The following is a 15894-nucleotide window of genomic DNA, read 5'->3' on the forward strand; positions in this document are numbered from 1 at the left end:
CCGGAACACATTGATCGTGAAGATATCTCCGAAAGATCTCTTCATCAATGCCTTGCAGTGTGAAAGTTCTAGCCGGGCCGATAACAGCAGCGCATGCCCGTCTGTACGGTGGTGCGGAGTTCGCCGCCGATCACCGGGTCGGCCTGCGCGATGCGGTCGAGCGCGCGTCTGATGGCCTTGCTCACCGCGACCCGCGCCCGCTCGGCGCTGCCGGCGAAGGGGCGGACCCGCCCGGCGAGCCCGGTGGCCGCGGTCAGTTCGTCGAGCAGCCAGTCGCGCTCCGCGCGCGCGGTGGCCGCCCGTTCCGCGTCGTTCATCGCCTCGAAGTCGTCGATCTCGGACTCCAGCTCCGACAGCCGCTGCTTGTACCGGCGTCTGGCCAGGTCGTCGAGGACCGGCTGGGCGTCCTCGACGACCTGGCCGGCCGGCCGGTCGGGCAGCGCGAAGCCGCGGACGAGTTCGAGGGCGGGAATCTCCTGGTGCGGGTTGGCGAGCAGGACGGCCAGGTGGTTCATCCCCACGCACTGGCCGACGTAGGCCGTCCGCCCGGCCGCCTCGACGCGCCAGCGCCGCCCCACCCGGCGGCAGGACGCCGGGCCGTCGCTCTGCCGGGTCAGCAGGTCCTGGACCGCCAGCAACCGGCGCTCGGCGTCCGGGCCGGCGTCCAGGACCAGGTCGACGACGTGCCGCAGCAGTTCCGCCAGCAGGTCGGCCGTCGTACGTGGCGGTCTTGTCGCCGCCGTTCCCGGCAAGACGGACAGTTCGCGACGTGAACGGGCCATTCCCCCTCCTCGGCCGTGGTCCTCAGACCGTACGGGCGCGGCGGGGCGGCACGAATCGGTGCCCGTTGCCCATTTTCCGGCGCGGGATGCCTAGCTTTCCGCCTCGGCCAGTCCCAGTTCGGCGGCGCGGTCGGCGGCGGCCGCGCGCGTCGGGGCGCCGAGCTTGGCGAGAATGGCGGAGACGTGGTGGGCGACGGTCCTGGCCGAGATGAACATCGCCGCGGCGATCTCCTGATTGGTGTACCGGGCGCAGAGCAGGGCCAGCACCTGACGCTCGCGCCGGGTCAGCCCGAACGGATGCTCCCTGGTCGCGGCCCGCGGCCCGGCCGGGAGCGACCGGACGCCGAGCCCGCGCAGCCGCTGCCGGACGATCCGGGCGGCGGGGGTCGCGCCGAGACCGGTGAAGATCTCCAGCGCCCGGCGCAGCGCCTGTTCCTCCGGGGTGTCCGCCAGGGTCATGGCGGCGTCGTAGAGGCAGCCCAGATCGGCCCAGGCCTGCGCGGACTTCATCGGATGATCGTCCAGCCACAGCCGGTACGGCTCCGCCAGGTCACCCGGCGCCGGGCGCGCGGAGCCGGTCCGCACCAGCCAGACGGCGACCGCGCCGCGGTCCCAGATGTCGCATCCGGGGGAGGCCTCCTCGGCGAGTTCGGTCTCGTGGCGGGCGCGGTCCGCGTCCCCCTCCAGCCAGTGCGCCTCGGCGCGGGCCAGCCGGACCGGCACGATCTGCTGCGGCTCGGCGGTACGGTCCGCGGTCGCGGCGGCCTCGTCGAGATACTCCCAGGCGCCGGGCTCGCCCCGGCGGGCTCGCAGCACGCCGATCTTCCGCAGGACGCACAGCCGGTTGCAGGAGTAGGCGGTGGCGGCGGCGAGCAGGTCGGCGCTGAGCGCGGCGGCCTCGTCCCAGCGGCCGCTCCACTCCAGCACGGTGGCCCACTCGCTCCTCAGGTGCGTCGCGTACGTGGTGAGGTCGTGCTCGTCGCAGTAGGCGAGACCCTCGGTCATGTACCGTTCGGCGTCGGCGAACTGGCGCTGGCTCGCGTGCATGGAGCAGAGGTTCGCGTACGCCCGTCCCGCCTGGTCCTGGTGGCGGCCGGACAGCGCGATCTCCAGCGCCCGGCGCATTTGCCCGGCCCAGGCGCCGCCCGTGGCCGCGGCCGACACCGCCTGGGTGTTGAGCACGTCGCTGAGCACGTCGGTGGCGTTCAGGGGTTCGGCGATCGCCTGCGCCCGCAGTGCCAGGGCGGTCGCCAGGTCGTGCTCGCCCTGCAGCATGCGGCGGTTGGCGTGGACGGCGTACGCCCAGGCCAGCTCGGCGCTCGGGCCGAGCGGTTCCAGGATCGACACGGCGGCCTCGGCCGCGGCGACCGCCTGGTCCGCACGGCACAGGTTCCACCAGATGCGCGACATCCGCCGCAGCGCGGCGCCCTCCCGCGGCCGATCGCCCGCCGCGCGCCACTGGGCCAGCGCCTGCTCACCGGCCTCCGCCGCCTCCGGCCACAGGTCGAGCAGGGCCAGCTCGTCGGCGAGCCCCTCGTACAGGCCGGCGAGCGTCGCGGCGTCCGGCCTGTTGTTCAGCCCGGGGAGTGCCCCGTCCGCGAAGCGCAGGGCGCGGCGGAACTGTGCCGCGGCCTCGCGGTGCGAGGCCAGCCAGGCCGCGCGCCGGGCCGCGGCCGGGGCGTGCCGCAGCACCGCCCCCGCGTCGCCGGCGGCCTCGGCGTGGAAGGCCATCCGGGCGTCGTCGTCGCATCCCATGCCCGCCAGAGCGGCCAGGACCAGGCCGTGGACGGTACGCGCCCGGTGCGCCGGCACCGCCCCGGCCACCGCGAGCCGCGCGATCTCATGCCGGAACCGCAACCATGAGCCGTCCTCGATCATCAGCCCGCACCCGAGCAACTCGTCCAGGACCGGCGCCGGGCAGTCGGTCACCGACTCCAGCAGCCGCGACTCGACCCTGGTCCCGGTCAGCGCCGCCACGTCCAGCACCCGGCGCGACTCGCCGTCCAGGCGCATCGCCCGCGCCAGCACCGCGTCCCGCGCCGACGGCGGCACCTCGCGCACGCCCGCCCGCACGACCTCGGTCACGTAGAACGGGTTCCCGCAGGTCAGCCGGTGCAGCTCGGCCGCCTCCCAGCCGGTCCCGGCGGCCATCACGGCCACCGCCGCCGCCGACAGGGGTGCCAGCGCGATCCGCCGCGCCGGCCGCCGCACGACGAGATCGCCGAGGGCGGCACGCAGCGGATCACCGGTCGCCAGGCCCTCGTCCCGGTAGGTGACGATGATCAGCACAGGGGCGTTCGAGAGCCGCCGGGCCAGGAACCGCAGCAGGTCCAGGGTCGCCTCGTCGGCCCAGTGGACGTCCTCGACCACGACCACGTTCAGCGCCCCTGGCTCGCTCACCGCACGCAGGAACCCCCGGAACAACTCCTCACGCCCGGCCTCCGCACGGCACAGCTCCAGCAGCGCGCCGCCCCGCTGGTCGGCCACGTCGAAGAGCGGCCCGAGCGGGCGCGGCGTGGACAGGCCGTCGCACATGCCCCACGACCAGCGGGCGTCCGGCAGGTCCCGCTGGAACCGCTCGACCAGTGCCGACTTCCCGACGCCCGCCTCGCCCGAGACCAGGACCAGCCGCCCGGCGCCGCTCCGGGCCTCGGCCGCGTACTCCGCCAGCGACGCCAGCGATGCTTCCCGCTCCAGCAACCGCATTCCCGAAGTATCCGCCATATCCGCTCAGATTGGTCAGCTTGCCGATTCGATACCTTCGGCCCCGTTCTCCCGTGCGCCGTCGGCGGCGGAGCGTTCCCTGGCGTAGATGCGGACGAGCTCCGGGATGCGGTAGCGGGGCGGCCCGCCGTCCGCCGCGCCGTCCACGTCCAGGAGATGGACGTCGACGAGCTGTTCCAGGACGTCCTCGGCGCAGGCGGGAAAGCAGCCGAGCAGCGCGGCCGCCACCCAGGACGAGAACTTCCTGACCTCCAGCAGGCTCAGCGCGTGCAGGAGCCGCCTGGGGGCCGGTTCCAGGCAGCCATAGGTACGCGCGAGGCTGGCCCGCACGTCGAGCTGGCCGAAGGCGAGTTCGTCCAGGCGGTGGCGCTCGTCGGCCAGGCGGGTGGTGAGCCGGCTGACGCTCCAGTGCTCCTTGGCGGCCAGCCGGGCACCCGCCACCCGGAGCGCGAGCGGCAGGTGCCCGGCGAGGGCGGCCAGCTCGTACGCGGTGCCCGCCTCGGCCGCCACGCGTTCCCCGCCGACGATCCTGGCCAGCAGTTCGACGGCGGGCTCCGGGTCGAGCACGTCCAGCCTGACCTCCTGGGCGCCGGCCAGCGGGGTGAGGCGTCTCCTGGCGGTCACCAGTACCCCGCAGGAGGCCACGCCGGGCAGGAGGGGCTCGATCTGGGCGGCGTCGGCGGCGTCGTCCACGATGACCAGCAGCCGCCGGTGGGTCAGCAGGCACCGGAACCGCTCGGCCCGCTCCTCCAGGTTCGCCGGGATGTCGGCGGGGGCGGCGCCCAAAGCGCGCAGGAACCTGGCCAGCACGTCGGAGGGATCGAGCGGCTCGCACCCGCTGCCGCGCAGGCTCACGTACAGCTGGCCGTCGGGGAAACGGTCGCGCAGGCGGTGGCCGACGTGCACGACCAGCGCGGTCTTGCCCACGCCGCCCCGCCCGGACACCGCCGCGACCGGCACCGCGGTGCCCTCCGAGGCGAGCAGGATCCGGCTCAGGTCGGCGGTCTCCCGCTCCCTGCCGGTGAAGTCGGCGATGTCGGGCGGCAGCAGACAGGGGGCGTGCGCGGCGGGGTCGGCAGGTGGGAGAGCCGAACGTGGTGATGGGTCCCCCGGCGGTGGGTCGCGCAGCAGGTCCAGGTGCGCCTCCCGCAGCGGCGGGGAGGGATCGACGCCGAGATCGTCGGCCAGCCGGCGCCGGATCGACTCGAACAACCGCAACGCCTCCGCCCGGCGCCCGCACGCCCCCAGCAGTCCCAGCAGCCTGGCCTGGATCGCCTCGTCGTAGGGGAACTGCACGGCCACCGCCTCCACGGTGGCCAGCGCCTCGGCCGCGCGCCCCGCCCCCAAGGCCAGGTCCGCGAGGGCGCTCGCGCAGGCCAGCCGCTCCCGGTCGAGCTGGAGCGCCGCCGGGTCGCCGCGCAGCCACTCCGACGCGTCGGCCAGCACGTTGCCCCGCCACAGCGCCAGCCCGCCGGCCAGCGCGGAGACGGGATCCTCCTGATCGAGCGCGACGGCGGCACGGGCGCGGAAACGGTGGGCGTCGACCTGGTCCGGAGGGACGTCGAGCCGGTAGCCGCCGGGGGCGAACCGCACCGCGGCCTCCGTGCCCGTGTGGTGGTGCAGCCAGGACCTGAGCCGGGAGGCCGCGGTGCGCAGCGCGGCCGTGGTGCCGCCCTCCGGACCCCAGACGCGGGTCAGGAGGCGGCTTTCGGTAACCGGTTCGGGGGCGTCGATGAGCAGCGCGGCCAGCAGCGACCGGACCTGCCGGCCCCGGGGTTCCAGGCGCAGCCCACCGGCGCGTACCTCCAGCGGGCCCAGGATCCGGAAATCGGCGGACACCTCAGCAATGCCGTCGGTCACGCGTACCTCCGTGAGAAACCCTGGCTCCCGAACACTCTTCGGTCCGGCCGTGCCGGCGGATCGCGCGGGAGCGGATTTCAGCCCGATTACAGACGGCGGGCGCGGCCGTCATCGAACGGCTCACCGGCCGCAAACGGCGCCTGCCAGCGTATGGCCTCGGAAGTTCGGCCACCGGAAGGCGAGCGCATGCATCTGGCAGACATCATCACCCTGCGGCCACAGCCGGGAGGGGCGATCTTCTTCGGGCTGACCCGCCGCTGCCCGCTGCTGTGCCGGCACTGCTCGACCGCCTCGCTCATGAGCAGCGAGCAGCACGAGGCCGGGTTGTTCACCCGCTTCGCCGACACCTTCACCCCGGAGGACCACCCGGAACTGGTGCTCATGACCGGCGGCGAGCCGCTGCTGCGTCCTCAACTGGTGACCGCCATCGCCCGGCGCGCGCGGCGGGCCGGGGCGCGCTCCGCGCTCATCTCCGGCATGTTCTTCGCCCGCGAGGAGCGCGTCCCCGACCGGATCGCCGAGGCGATCGCGTCGGTGGACCACTTCGTGGCCAGCATCGACATCTTCCACGAGGAGCAGGTCTCGCGCGCCGCGGTGTTCGCCGTGCTCGGCCGGCTGCTGGAGTCCGGCAAGGACGTGAGCGTGCAGGCCGTGGGGCTGGACGACGCGGATCCGTACCTGGAGGACATCACCCGCGACGTGCGGGAGACCTTCGACGGCCGGGTGCCGATGCTGGTCGCGCAGGTCGGCGCCGCCGGCCGGGCGGCCGACTGGCTGAGCGCGCCCGGCGGCGGCGTGCACACCCTGAACCTGCCCGCCGCGCTGCCCTGCGACATGGCCGCCTGGCCCACCATCGCCTACGACGGGACCGTGCTGGCCTGCTGCAACCAGGACGTCATCGACCGGCGCGGGCCCGAGCACCTGCGGCTGGGCCACATCGGCGAGGACGGCTGGCCGGAGATCAGACGCCGGCTGACCCGCAGCCCGCTGCTGCGCGCCGTCCGCACGCTGGGGCCGCAGCCGCTGGCCCGCCGGGCGGGCGCCCCCACGGACGCCGGATTCTGCGGCACCTGCATGGGCTTCTCCGAGCGCCCCGAGGTGGCGCGGCAGGCGTCGGACCTGGTCGCGGGCGAGGCGTTCGAGGTGATGGAGCAGACGGTCGAACGGCTGCAGGTGGAGGCCGGGCCCACGGTCTTCGCCCTCAGGCACGGCTCGCCCCGGTACGCCGGCCTGGTCACGCTGGGACACCGCGAGGAGGCCCGCTCATGACCAAGGTCAGCGCGGCGCGCCTGACGCGGGCCCGCGCCGAGTCGGGGGCGACGGCGCTGCTGTTCATCACCGACCGCTGCCCCGTCGGCTGCGGCCACTGCTCGGTCGACTCCCGGGCGGACAGCCCCAAGATCACCGACTTCGCGCTGTTCGAGCAGATCGTCGACGCGATCGCCGCCTCCAGCCTGCCGCTCATCGGCATCTCCGGCGGCGAGCCGTTCGTCGAACGGCGCGGGCTGCCGCTGGCCGTCGATCGGCTGGCCGACGCGGGCAAGGAGCTCGTCGTCTACACCAGCGGGTTCTGGGGACGGACCGGCGCCCCGCCGCCCGAGTGGGCCAAGCGGGTGCTCCGCCGGTGTTCCACGGTCGTCCTCAGCACCGACTCCTTCCACGCCTCGCAGATCGCCTCCGAGCGGTACGTCGCCGCCGCCCGCGCCATCGCCGAAGCCGGCACCCACATCGTGGTCCAGGTCATGGACATGGACGGCATGCCGGACCAGGCCGCGGCCCTGCTGGAGCAGGCGCTGGGGGCGGACTGGAACGAGCACGCCGAACTGTCGCTCACCTGGCCGGTCCGGCAGGGCCGCGGGGAGACCCTGTTCGTCGCGGGCCCGCACCGGCGCGGCAAGGAGTACGGCACCTGCCACGCGGCCGCGGTACCGGTCGTCCGCTACGACGGCGTCGTCTCGGCCTGCTGCAACGAGGGCGTCGTCATGGGCCGCGGGCCGGGCGCCATCCGGCGGCGCTGCCGTACGGGCGAGGAGGTGGGCGCCGCGCTCGACGGATACACCAGGCACGCCTTCTTCCACGCCCTGCGCGCGCCCGGATTCGGCGCCCTCATGATGCTGCCCCAGTTCGCCGACCTGGCCGAACAGCGGTTCGCGAGCATCTGCCACCTGTGCTGGGCCGTGACGGAGCGGCAGGGGGAGCTCGCCGTGGACGACCCGTTCTACCGCACCTTGTCACTGATCGGAAAGGAAAGCGCGCATGACGACCCACAGTGAGGAGCTCTGCCGCAAGATCGAGATGGTCATGCCGATCTACGCGGCCGCCACCCGCCGGATGATCACCTCGCCCGGCTTCCGGGACATCTACCCCGAGTACCTGAGCACCTCCCACATGCTCGTGCGGGCCTCCGTACCGGTCATGCGGCGCGCGCTGGCGCGCTGCGTCGAGCTCGCCCGGCAGGACGAGGTCGCCGACCGGCTCGGCGCCTACCTGCGCGAGCACATCCCCGAGGAGCTCGGCCACGACGAATGGGTACGCGACGACATGGCCGCCATCGGCGCCGACCCCGACGAGCCCTGGCGGCGGATGCCGCCTCCGTCGGTGGCCAGGGTCGTCGGCTCCCAGTACTACTGGATCGACCACTACCACCCGGTCACGCTGCTCGGCCACATCACGGTCCTCGAGGGCTATCCGCCCACCTTCCCGGTCATCGAGGACATGATCCGGCGCACCGGATATCCCCGCGCGGGCTTCCAGAACCTGCTCAAGCACGCCCGCCTCGACGTGCACCACCGCAAGGACCTGTTCGCCGCCATCGACGCGCTCCCGCTGCGACCGCACCACCGCGCGGCCATGAGCACCAGCGCCATGAACTCCGTCATCCTGTACGCCGACGTCATCGACGACCTGATGACCCGAGTGCCCGCCCGCGCGGCGGCGTGAAGATCGGCATGGCCAGGCTCGGGATGCTCCAGCCCCTGAAGCACCGGCGGTTCCGGCTGCTGCTCACCGGGCAGGCCGTCTCCGCCGTCGGCAACTGGCTGGACCTGCTCGGCCTGGTGGTCCTCGTGGTCTACGGCTGGAACCTGGGCCCGGGGGCGATGGCGTCGGTCGTGGTGGTCTCGGCGCTGCCGTGGCTGGTGGTCGCGCCCGTGGCCGGCGTACTGGCCGACCGGCTGCCCACGCGAGCGGTGCTGGTCGGCTGCGACCTGGCCCGCGCGGCCGTCGTCCTCGGCTATCTGCTCGCCCCCGACCTGCCGGTGCTGCTGGTGCTCATCGCGGCGAAGAGCACGCTCAGCGCGCTGTTCGCGCCCGCCGAGCAGGCCGCGGTCAAGCGGGTGGTCCCGGAGGAGGACCTGCTGCAGGCGATCGCCGCGACCACGTTCGTGAACCAGTCCGCCAAGATCGCCGGGCCGGTGCTCGGCGGGGTGCTCGTCGGCGCGTACGGCCCGCAGGTGGTGTTCGTGTGCGACGCGGTCACCTTCGTCGTCTCCGCGCTCTTCCTGGCGCGGCTGCCCCTCGCCCGGCCCGCGGGCGGCGGGCGCCCGGAGCGGACCTCGTTCCTGACCGAGCTGACCGCCGGCCTGGTCCACATCAGGCGCAACGGCCTGCTCATGGCCGCCATCGGCGCGATGACCGCGACCACGTTCCTGATCTTCGTGTACGACGTGCTGTCGCCCCTGGCGCTGAAGGAACTCGGCGCCGCGCCCGGCCTGCTGGGCGTGGTCATGGCCGGGGTCGGGGCCGGGACGGTGGTGGGCGCGCTGCTGGTCGGCTGGGCCGGCGACGCCGTGCGGCCGCTCACGCTGATGGGGCTCGGGCAGGCCGGGATCGGCGTGGCGGTGGCCGCGCTGGGGCTCCTCCTGCTGACCGGGGTCCGCCCGTGGCCGGTGCTGCTGGTCGGCGTCGGGGCACTGACGGGGCTGTCGTCGGCCGGGTTCATGATCGCTTTTCCGTACGTGCTGCAGACCGCGACCCCTGAGGAGCTCATCGGCCGCGTGTCCGCCACCGCCAACGCCGGCCCCACGGCCGTGCAACTGGTGGCGCCGCCCTTGGGCGCGCTGCTGGCCGCGTACCTCGGTGTGGGTCCCGTGTTCACCGCCGCCGGGATCGCGCTGGCGCTGCTGGGCCTCGGCCTCATGGCCGTGCGCGCCCCCTCCTGGACCAGCCAGGAGCAAAAGACGTGAACGCGGCTCGGGGTGTCCATCACCCGGGCCGCGTCACACCCGCCGTCTCATCGGCGGAACCTCTGGTAACGCAGAAAGAAAGGAACGGAAATGGGACAGTACGACGCTCTGTCGGCGCTCCAGGACGCCGGGGTCTCCCTGGCCGGTGTCCCCGAGGAGCAGCAGGCCGTCTTCGCCTCGCTCACCCGTGACGAGGTCTCGGTCCTCACCTCGGTGAAGGGCCGCCTGGACGGCGCCACCGAGGTGGCGGCGCACGTCCTCGAGGAAGAGGGCAGGCACGTCGGGATCATCATCCACTGATTCTGAGCCGGCCGGGCCGCGCCACTGCGCGGTCCGGTCACCCGATTCATGGAGGGCCGATGACGTCCTGGCACGTTGATCCCGCCGGGTTGGAGGTGCCCTCCGACTGGCCGAGGGACGCCTTCGCGGAGTGGGCCTACGGGGGTGCGACCGGCGCCGGGGTACGGGTCTGCGTCGTGGACAGCGGGATCGACGGCGGCCACGCGGACGTGGGCCCGGTGACCGCCACCTACGCCATGGTGGGCGGCCGGGCCGTACCCGACGAGCAGGGCGACCGTTCCGGGCACGGCACCGCCTGCGCCAGCGTCATCAGGCGGCTCGCCCCCGACTGCGAGCTGGTCGGCATGCGGGTGCTCGGCAGGCTTCACGGGCGGGCGGAGGTGCTGGTCGAGGGGCTGCGCTGGGCCGTCGGCCAGGGGTTCGACGTGATCAACCTCAGCCTCTCCACCACCCGGCGGGACTTCGTACCGGCGCTGCGCGAGCTGGCCGACGAGGCGTACGCCGGGAACACGCTGATCGTCGCCGCCGCCCACAACCTGCCCGTCGAGAGCTATCCGTGGCGGTTCTCCTCGGTGGTGTCCGTCGGCAGCCACCACGAGCCCGAGCCGGACCTCATCCTGTACAACCCCAGCCCGCCGGTGGAGTTCTTCGCCCGCGGCGTGAACGTGCCGGTGGCGACGCCGGGCGGCGGGCGGCGGCGCCGCAGCGGCAACAGCTTCGCCACTCCGCACGTGGCGGCGCGCTGTGCCCTCATTCGCGGCAAACATCCCGGGCTGACGCCGTTCCAGGTCAAGACCGCGCTCTACCTGTCGTCGTCGAACGTCATGAGCCACTGAGCCTCCCTCACTCCCGTCCCGCGACCAGGTGCACGGGCCGCGCCCGCAGCGTCACCCAGGCCGGCACGAGCGTGGCGCCCAGGCCGAGCACCTGCGCCCGGGTCAGCCCGAGCAGCCGCAGCAGCGCGAACGTGGCGGTGACCAGGGTGTTGACGATGGAGAGCGCGGTGTAGGCGACGCACATGGCGACCAGCAGGGAGGCGAACGCCACGGAGAAGGAGTCGGTCGTCTCCAGGCCGCGGGCCCACTCGGCGCGGGTGACGGCGCGTACGCCCGGATGGCCGACCGGCGCCGTGGCGTAGACGACGTCCAGCAGCCGGTCGGCGGAAGGGGCGGCGACCAGGTCACGGGGGAGCAGCACGCCGGCCGCGCTCAGACCGGTGACCATCAGCAGATCGACGGTCCAGGGGGGTCGGGAGGGCCGGCACGCGATCATCGTACGGGGTTCATATAAGTGGCAAGCGGGGAAGATGATTACTGACACTGAGGTACTTAGGTACCATGGCGTTAGAGAGGGTGTGGGTCATGACTGCTGCCGTGAAGCGCCAGGCGCCTTTGAAGATCGACCCGGCGACCGATGAGCTGATCTCACAAGCCGCACATTTTCTCGGCATGACCAAGAAGGACTTCGTGTCCGAGGCTGTCAGGGCCTATCTGGAGCAGCGCCGTGAAGAGGTTCGCAAGGGCATGATCGAGTCCATGAAGGTGCTGGACGGCTCGCTCACCTCAAGCGTCGCCGCGCTCACCGGTCTGTCGCCTCAGAAGATCGAGGAACTCGGCGGCGTCGGCGATTGGGAGAACTGACCCTCGTGCCGGTTCGCCCCACTCTTCGCTGTCTGCGCGACGACCTGTGCCTGCCCATTCCCACGGCCAAGACTCCGCTCGACCAGGTCGACCACCCGCTGCTGAGGAAGGCGGGCGAGCAATTCGCCGCCGCTGACACTCCGCACGAGCGGATACGTGCCATCGATGACATCGTCCTCTTCAAGGCAAAAGTCGGTCGCTGGCGAGGAGCGGTGCTGACCGGCGAACCCGACGCCGAGGTTCGGGACTGGCTCGTGGCGGCGGGAACGCGCGAGGACGGGTCCGGCGACGACTTCTATGCCGCCCTGCACGCACAGACTCGTACGGCCAGGCAGCGATACAACGCCGAGCACGACAAGCCGCTGATCACCGACACCTACTCAGGGCATCTTCTGCCCGGCCGAGACGACTTCGATCGTTACCTCCTGGAAGCCGGAACTCGGCTCGCGCTGCGCCTCAATGCCGAGTTGCAGGACCTTGTTCGCGGCTCATTGCGCGACGGTCACGAGCATGCCGCCGACTTTTCCGAGTTCCGTCTCGGGGTCGTCGTTCGCGCTGATGACGGTCACGAGACCTACGTTGCCATTCGCATCACCGGGTCAGTTCCGGCGAACCTCACCGCGATGATCCTCTCTCGCGTTCCCGGCTGTGCGCTCGACGCCTGGTTTCCCGAATACACCCTGCCAGAGCGGGACCTGCTTCCCGCCGAGCAGGTCTGGTCCAATCTGATGGACCCCAAGGCGGCGTCGCGCCTTCTCGACGACATGCCCTGACCGCGGCTCTGGCCTAGGCCGCCCATAAGCCCGTAATGCGCGCCCGCGTCGGTGGCGCTTCATTGAGCATCGTCCGCCTATGCCCAGGGGCATTTTTGCCTTGGCCGTATCTCATATTGGGTCTGGCTGCAACCCGTTGACCGTGGTGTGAACGCCATGTATACATACGCAATACCTGATGGATCCCCAACTCAAACGACTCAGTGCCAGGCCCTGACGAGGTGGAGATGTCATGGCAGTGATCAGCAGGCGAGGGTTTCTCGCCGGAAGCGTAGCCACGCTGGGCGCCCTGACGGCCTGCGGCAGCCCAGCGACCTTGCCCGTATCGATGCAGGCCATCCGCCCCGGCGACGGCGGCCCCAACCGCGGTGGGGTCCTGTACTTCGGGCTCTCCACCGACCCGGCCAACCTCGACCCCCACCTCAGCAGCGGCAGCGCCTCCGACTACCTGCGGCAGCTCGCCTACAACGGGCTGGTCCAGTACGACGGAGCCGGCGAGATCGTCGGTGACCTCGCGGCCGAGTTCGGCTGGGCCGACGAGCTGACCTACGAGGTCGAGCTGCACTCGGGGGTCGGGTTCCACGACGGGTCCACGATGACGGCCGACGACGTCGTCTTCTCGTTCCGCCGCATGATGGACAAGGCGACCGCGGCCGCGTCGGCGCCGCTGCTCGACCAGGTGGCCTCCGTCGAGGCGACCGGCGCCACCACCGTGGTGTTCAGGCTCAAGCAGCCCGACGTGGCCTTCCCGTTCGCCCTGGCGGCGCCCACCACCAACATCGTCTCCAGGAAGTGGATCGAGTCGGGGGCCAACACCAAGACGCAGGTCATGGGCACCGGCCCGTTCCGGTTCGTGGAGCGCATCCCAGGGGTGAGCACCACCTACGTCCGGTTCGAGAACTACTTCGACTCCGGCCTCCCGTACCTCAACGGGATCGTCTTCCAGCCGATGGGCGACGACTACGCCCGCGTGACGGCGCTGCGCACGGCGACCGTGGACATGATCGACTACGTTCCCGCCACCCACGTCGGCGTCATCTCCGAGAATCCGCGGCTGCGGTTCGTCTCGGACAAGACGTTCGGGTTCGGGTTCGTCGGCTTCGTGAACAGCCGCCGCCCCTTCGACGACGTACGCGTCCGCAGGGCCATCGCGATGTCCATCAACAGGCAGTCGGTTCTGGACACCGCGCTGCTCGGGCACGGCGCGCCGATGGACGGCGCCCTGATGTCGGAGACCTTCGCCCCGTACGCGGCCCAGCTCGCCGGCTCCATGCCCTACGACCCGGAACAGGCCCGGTTCCTGCTCAAACAGGCCGGGCAGGAGGGCCTGACGCTGCCGGTGGTGACGACCAGTTCGTACTCGGTCATCGCCAGGCCCGCGCAGGCGATGCTGCCCGGCCTGCGCGACGCCGGACTGAACGTGAACCTGACCCAGCAGGAGTGGCTGACCTTCCGCTCCAGCGTGTCGGCCAAGGCGTTCCCCGTCCACTCCTGGGGGACGGCGCCGAAGTTCGGCGATCCCGCCTCGCTCGGCGACTTCATCAGCAGCACCGGAACTTTCGCGAAATATCTGGACTTCGCCGACGACAAGATCGACGAGCTGCTGGCCCGCGCACGCAGGACCTCCGACCAGAGCCTGCGCGACGAAATCTACCTCGACGTCGAGAAACGGGCCCTGGAGCTGGTCCCGATGACCTACACCATCCGCCGCGAACAGGGCGAAGCCCACTACCACCACGTCAAAGGCTACGAGCATCCCCCGAAGGGCGCCTGGACGGCCACGGCCCTGCGCCGGACCTGGATGGAGAAGACGGCGTGAGGCGTTTCCTGGCCAAGCGGTTCGCCCAGGCCATCCTGCAACTGCTCCTCGTCGGCACGATCGTGTTCTTCCTGGTACGCCTCATCCCCGGCGACCCGGCCCGGGCGGTGCTCGGCGACGCGGCCACCGACGAGCAGATCGCCGCCACCCGGGCCGCGATGCACCTGGAAGAGCCGTTCCTCAGCCAGTTCGCCGGATTCTGGACCCGGCTGCTCCAGGGCGACCTCGGCACCTCGCTCATCAGCGGCCGCCCGGTCATGCAGGACCTGCCGTCCCGGATCGGCAACTCGCTGGAGCTCGTCCTCATCGCGCTGGCGATCTCGCTGGTGGCCGGCATCGCGCTGGGCCGGATCGCCGCCACGCGCGCCGACAAGCCGGCCGACCACGCGCTGGTCGCCGGGTCGATCTTCGGGATCTCGCTGCCGGTGTTCGTGATCGGCACGCTGTTGCTGCTGGTGTTCGCGTTCGTGGTGCCGATCCTGCCGCCGCGCCGGTTCGCCTCGCCGTTCGAGGATCCGCTCACCCATCTGCAGATTCTCATCCTGCCGGTGGCCACGCTGACGGCGGCCTCGTGCGCGGTGGTCACGAGGATGACCAGGGCGGCGATGCTGGAGACGCTCAACGCCGACCACGTGCGTACCGCACGGGCGAAGGGCCTGATCGAGAAGCACGTCATCAACCGGCACGCGCTGCGTACGGCGCTGCTGTCCGTCGTCTCCGTGACGACGGTCGAGCTGACGACGCTGATCGGCAGCACGGTCCTGGTCGAGACCATCTTCGGCTGGCCGGGGATGAGCTCCCTGCTCATGAACGCCGTGGGGCAGCGCGACTATCCCGTCATCCAGGCCGTCGTCCTCGCCGCGGCCACCATCGTCATCCTGGTCAACCTGGTCGGAGACCTGGTCGTCAGGGCACTCGACCCCCGGGCGGAGGACAACTGATCATGGCCACCGTGCTGGCAGGCGCGCCCGCGACCCAGAGGACCTTCCTTCATCGCCTGCGGTCCAACCGCAGGACGTCCATCGCGGGCGCGTTCATGCTGCTGATCGCGCTCGTCACGCTGTTCGCCAGGATCATCGCGCCGCACGACTACCGCGACATCGTCGGCAAGCCGCTGACCTCGGCCTCCGTGCTCGGCATCGACGACTTCGGGCGCGACGTCCTGTCGCGCCTGCTGGTCGGCCTCCAGGTGTCGCTCGGGGTGGCGCTGTCGGCGGTGCTGGTCGCGGCGGTCATCGGCGTCGCGCTCGGTCTCGTGGCCGGGTACGTCGGCCGCTGGGCCTCGACGATCATCATGCGCGGCATCGACGTCCTGCTGAGCTTCCCGCCGATCGTGCTGGCCATCGCCGTGGTCGCGATCATGGGCCCGGCCCTGGTGAACGTCGTCATGGTGATCGGCGTCCTGTACATCCCGAGGTTCACCAGAATCGTCTACACCCAGGTCCTGGCCATCAGGAACCTGGAGTACGTCGAAGCCTCGAAGATCATGGGCACCCGCCCCGCCGGAATCCTCCTCAGAACGATCCTGCCGAACGTGGCCGCGCCCATCATCGTCCAGCTCAGCCTGTCGGTGAGCTTCGCCATCCAGATGGAGGCCGGGCTGAGCTTCCTCGGCCTCGGCGCGCAGCCGCCCCTGCCCTCGCTCGGGACGATGGTCGGCGCGGGCCGCGACTTCCTGGAGGTCCAGCCGACGCTGCTGCTCTACCCCTCCGTGCTCATCATCCTCGTCGTCCTCGCGCTCAACGTGTTCGGGGACGGCATGCGCGACCTGCTCGACCCGCGCCGCCGTGGCACCAACTGAAAGGAACCCGT

The 15894-nt window shown here is 71.8% G+C and carries 15 protein-coding genes; 11 read left to right on the plus strand and 4 right to left on the minus strand.

The genetic code is table 11. The features are described from left to right. Positions 1 to 68: 68 nt before the first annotated feature. From C4V41_RS05455 to C4V41_RS05465, 3 genes are all read right to left on the minus strand, one after another. Complete coding sequence (locus tag C4V41_RS05455) at positions 69 to 782, minus strand: hypothetical protein (protein ID WP_103954574.1); 714 nt, start codon at positions 780 to 782, stop codon at positions 69 to 71. Between the two features lie 90 nt (positions 783 to 872). After that, the gene (locus tag C4V41_RS05460) at positions 873 to 3488 is read right to left on the minus strand and encodes an ATP-binding protein (RefSeq protein ID WP_160150175.1); all 2616 of its coding nucleotides are present in this window, start codon (positions 3486 to 3488) and stop codon (positions 873 to 875) included. 33 nt (positions 3489 to 3521) lie between these two features. Further along, the gene (locus tag C4V41_RS05465; protein ID WP_103954576.1) at positions 3522 to 5366 is read right to left on the minus strand and encodes an AfsR/SARP family transcriptional regulator; all 1845 of its coding nucleotides are present in this window, start codon (positions 5364 to 5366) and stop codon (positions 3522 to 3524) included. A gap of 186 nt (positions 5367 to 5552) precedes the next feature. On the opposite strand from C4V41_RS05465, the gene C4V41_RS05470 reads away from it, so the two are divergent. The 6 genes from C4V41_RS05470 (at position 5553) to C4V41_RS05495 (ending at position 10686) form a co-directional block, all read left to right on the plus strand. Beyond that, positions 5553 to 6635, plus strand: coding sequence for a radical SAM/SPASM domain-containing protein (locus C4V41_RS05470; RefSeq protein WP_103954577.1), 1083 nt, complete (start codon positions 5553 to 5555; stop codon positions 6633 to 6635). Then, complete coding sequence (locus C4V41_RS05475; protein ID WP_103954578.1) at positions 6632 to 7639, plus strand: radical SAM protein; 1008 nt, start codon at positions 6632 to 6634, stop codon at positions 7637 to 7639. The genes C4V41_RS05470 and C4V41_RS05475 overlap by 4 nt, the downstream gene beginning before the upstream one ends. Further along, positions 7623 to 8306 carry an iron-containing redox enzyme family protein gene (locus tag C4V41_RS05480; RefSeq protein ID WP_103954579.1) on the plus strand — a complete coding sequence of 228 codons (684 nt, stop codon included), beginning with the start codon at positions 7623 to 7625 and terminating at the stop codon, positions 8304 to 8306. Before C4V41_RS05475 ends, C4V41_RS05480 begins: the two co-directional genes overlap by 17 nt. A gap of 8 nt (positions 8307 to 8314) precedes the next feature. After that, positions 8315 to 9550, plus strand: coding sequence for an MFS transporter (locus C4V41_RS05485; RefSeq protein ID WP_146103549.1), 1236 nt, complete (start codon positions 8315 to 8317; stop codon positions 9548 to 9550). Positions 9551 to 9640: 90 nt separating this feature from the next. Then, complete coding sequence (locus C4V41_RS05490; protein ID WP_103954581.1) at positions 9641 to 9850, plus strand: aroma-sacti cluster domain-containing protein; 210 nt, start codon at positions 9641 to 9643, stop codon at positions 9848 to 9850. Between the two features lie 59 nt (positions 9851 to 9909). Next, a complete protein-coding gene (locus C4V41_RS05495) occupies positions 9910 to 10686 on the plus strand; it encodes a S8 family serine peptidase (RefSeq protein ID WP_103954582.1) in 777 nt (258 codons plus the stop codon). A 7-nt stretch (positions 10687 to 10693) separates the two neighbouring features. On the opposite strand, the gene C4V41_RS05500 is transcribed toward C4V41_RS05495, so the two are convergent. Then, complete coding sequence (locus C4V41_RS05500; protein ID WP_146103550.1) at positions 10694 to 11074, minus strand: hypothetical protein; 381 nt, start codon at positions 11072 to 11074, stop codon at positions 10694 to 10696. 137 nt (positions 11075 to 11211) lie between these two features. On the opposite strand from C4V41_RS05500, the gene C4V41_RS05505 reads away from it, so the two are divergent. The 5 genes from C4V41_RS05505 (at position 11212) to C4V41_RS05525 (ending at position 15883) form a co-directional block, all read left to right on the plus strand. Next, positions 11212 to 11490, plus strand: coding sequence for a hypothetical protein (locus C4V41_RS05505; protein WP_103954761.1), 279 nt, complete (start codon positions 11212 to 11214; stop codon positions 11488 to 11490). Then, positions 11478 to 12263: a hypothetical protein gene (locus C4V41_RS05510; RefSeq protein WP_200823752.1), complete on the plus strand. Its 786-nt coding sequence runs from the start codon at positions 11478 to 11480 to the stop codon at positions 12261 to 12263. The genes C4V41_RS05505 and C4V41_RS05510 overlap by 13 nt, the downstream gene beginning before the upstream one ends. 232 nt (positions 12264 to 12495) lie before the next feature. Next, complete coding sequence (locus C4V41_RS05515; RefSeq protein ID WP_103954584.1) at positions 12496 to 14082, plus strand: ABC transporter substrate-binding protein; 1587 nt, start codon at positions 12496 to 12498, stop codon at positions 14080 to 14082. Further along, complete coding sequence (locus tag C4V41_RS05520) at positions 14079 to 15023, plus strand: ABC transporter permease (RefSeq protein WP_103954585.1); 945 nt, start codon at positions 14079 to 14081, stop codon at positions 15021 to 15023. The genes C4V41_RS05515 and C4V41_RS05520 overlap by 4 nt, the downstream gene beginning before the upstream one ends. Positions 15024 to 15025: 2 nt before the next feature. Beyond that, the gene (locus C4V41_RS05525; protein ID WP_103954586.1) at positions 15026 to 15883 is read left to right on the plus strand and encodes an ABC transporter permease; all 858 of its coding nucleotides are present in this window, start codon (positions 15026 to 15028) and stop codon (positions 15881 to 15883) included. Positions 15884 to 15894 lie beyond the last annotated feature (11 nt).

It is taken from the genome of Nonomuraea solani, assembly GCF_900108335.1.
In the GTDB taxonomy this organism is placed as follows: domain Bacteria; phylum Actinomycetota; class Actinomycetes; order Streptosporangiales; family Streptosporangiaceae; genus Nonomuraea; species Nonomuraea solani.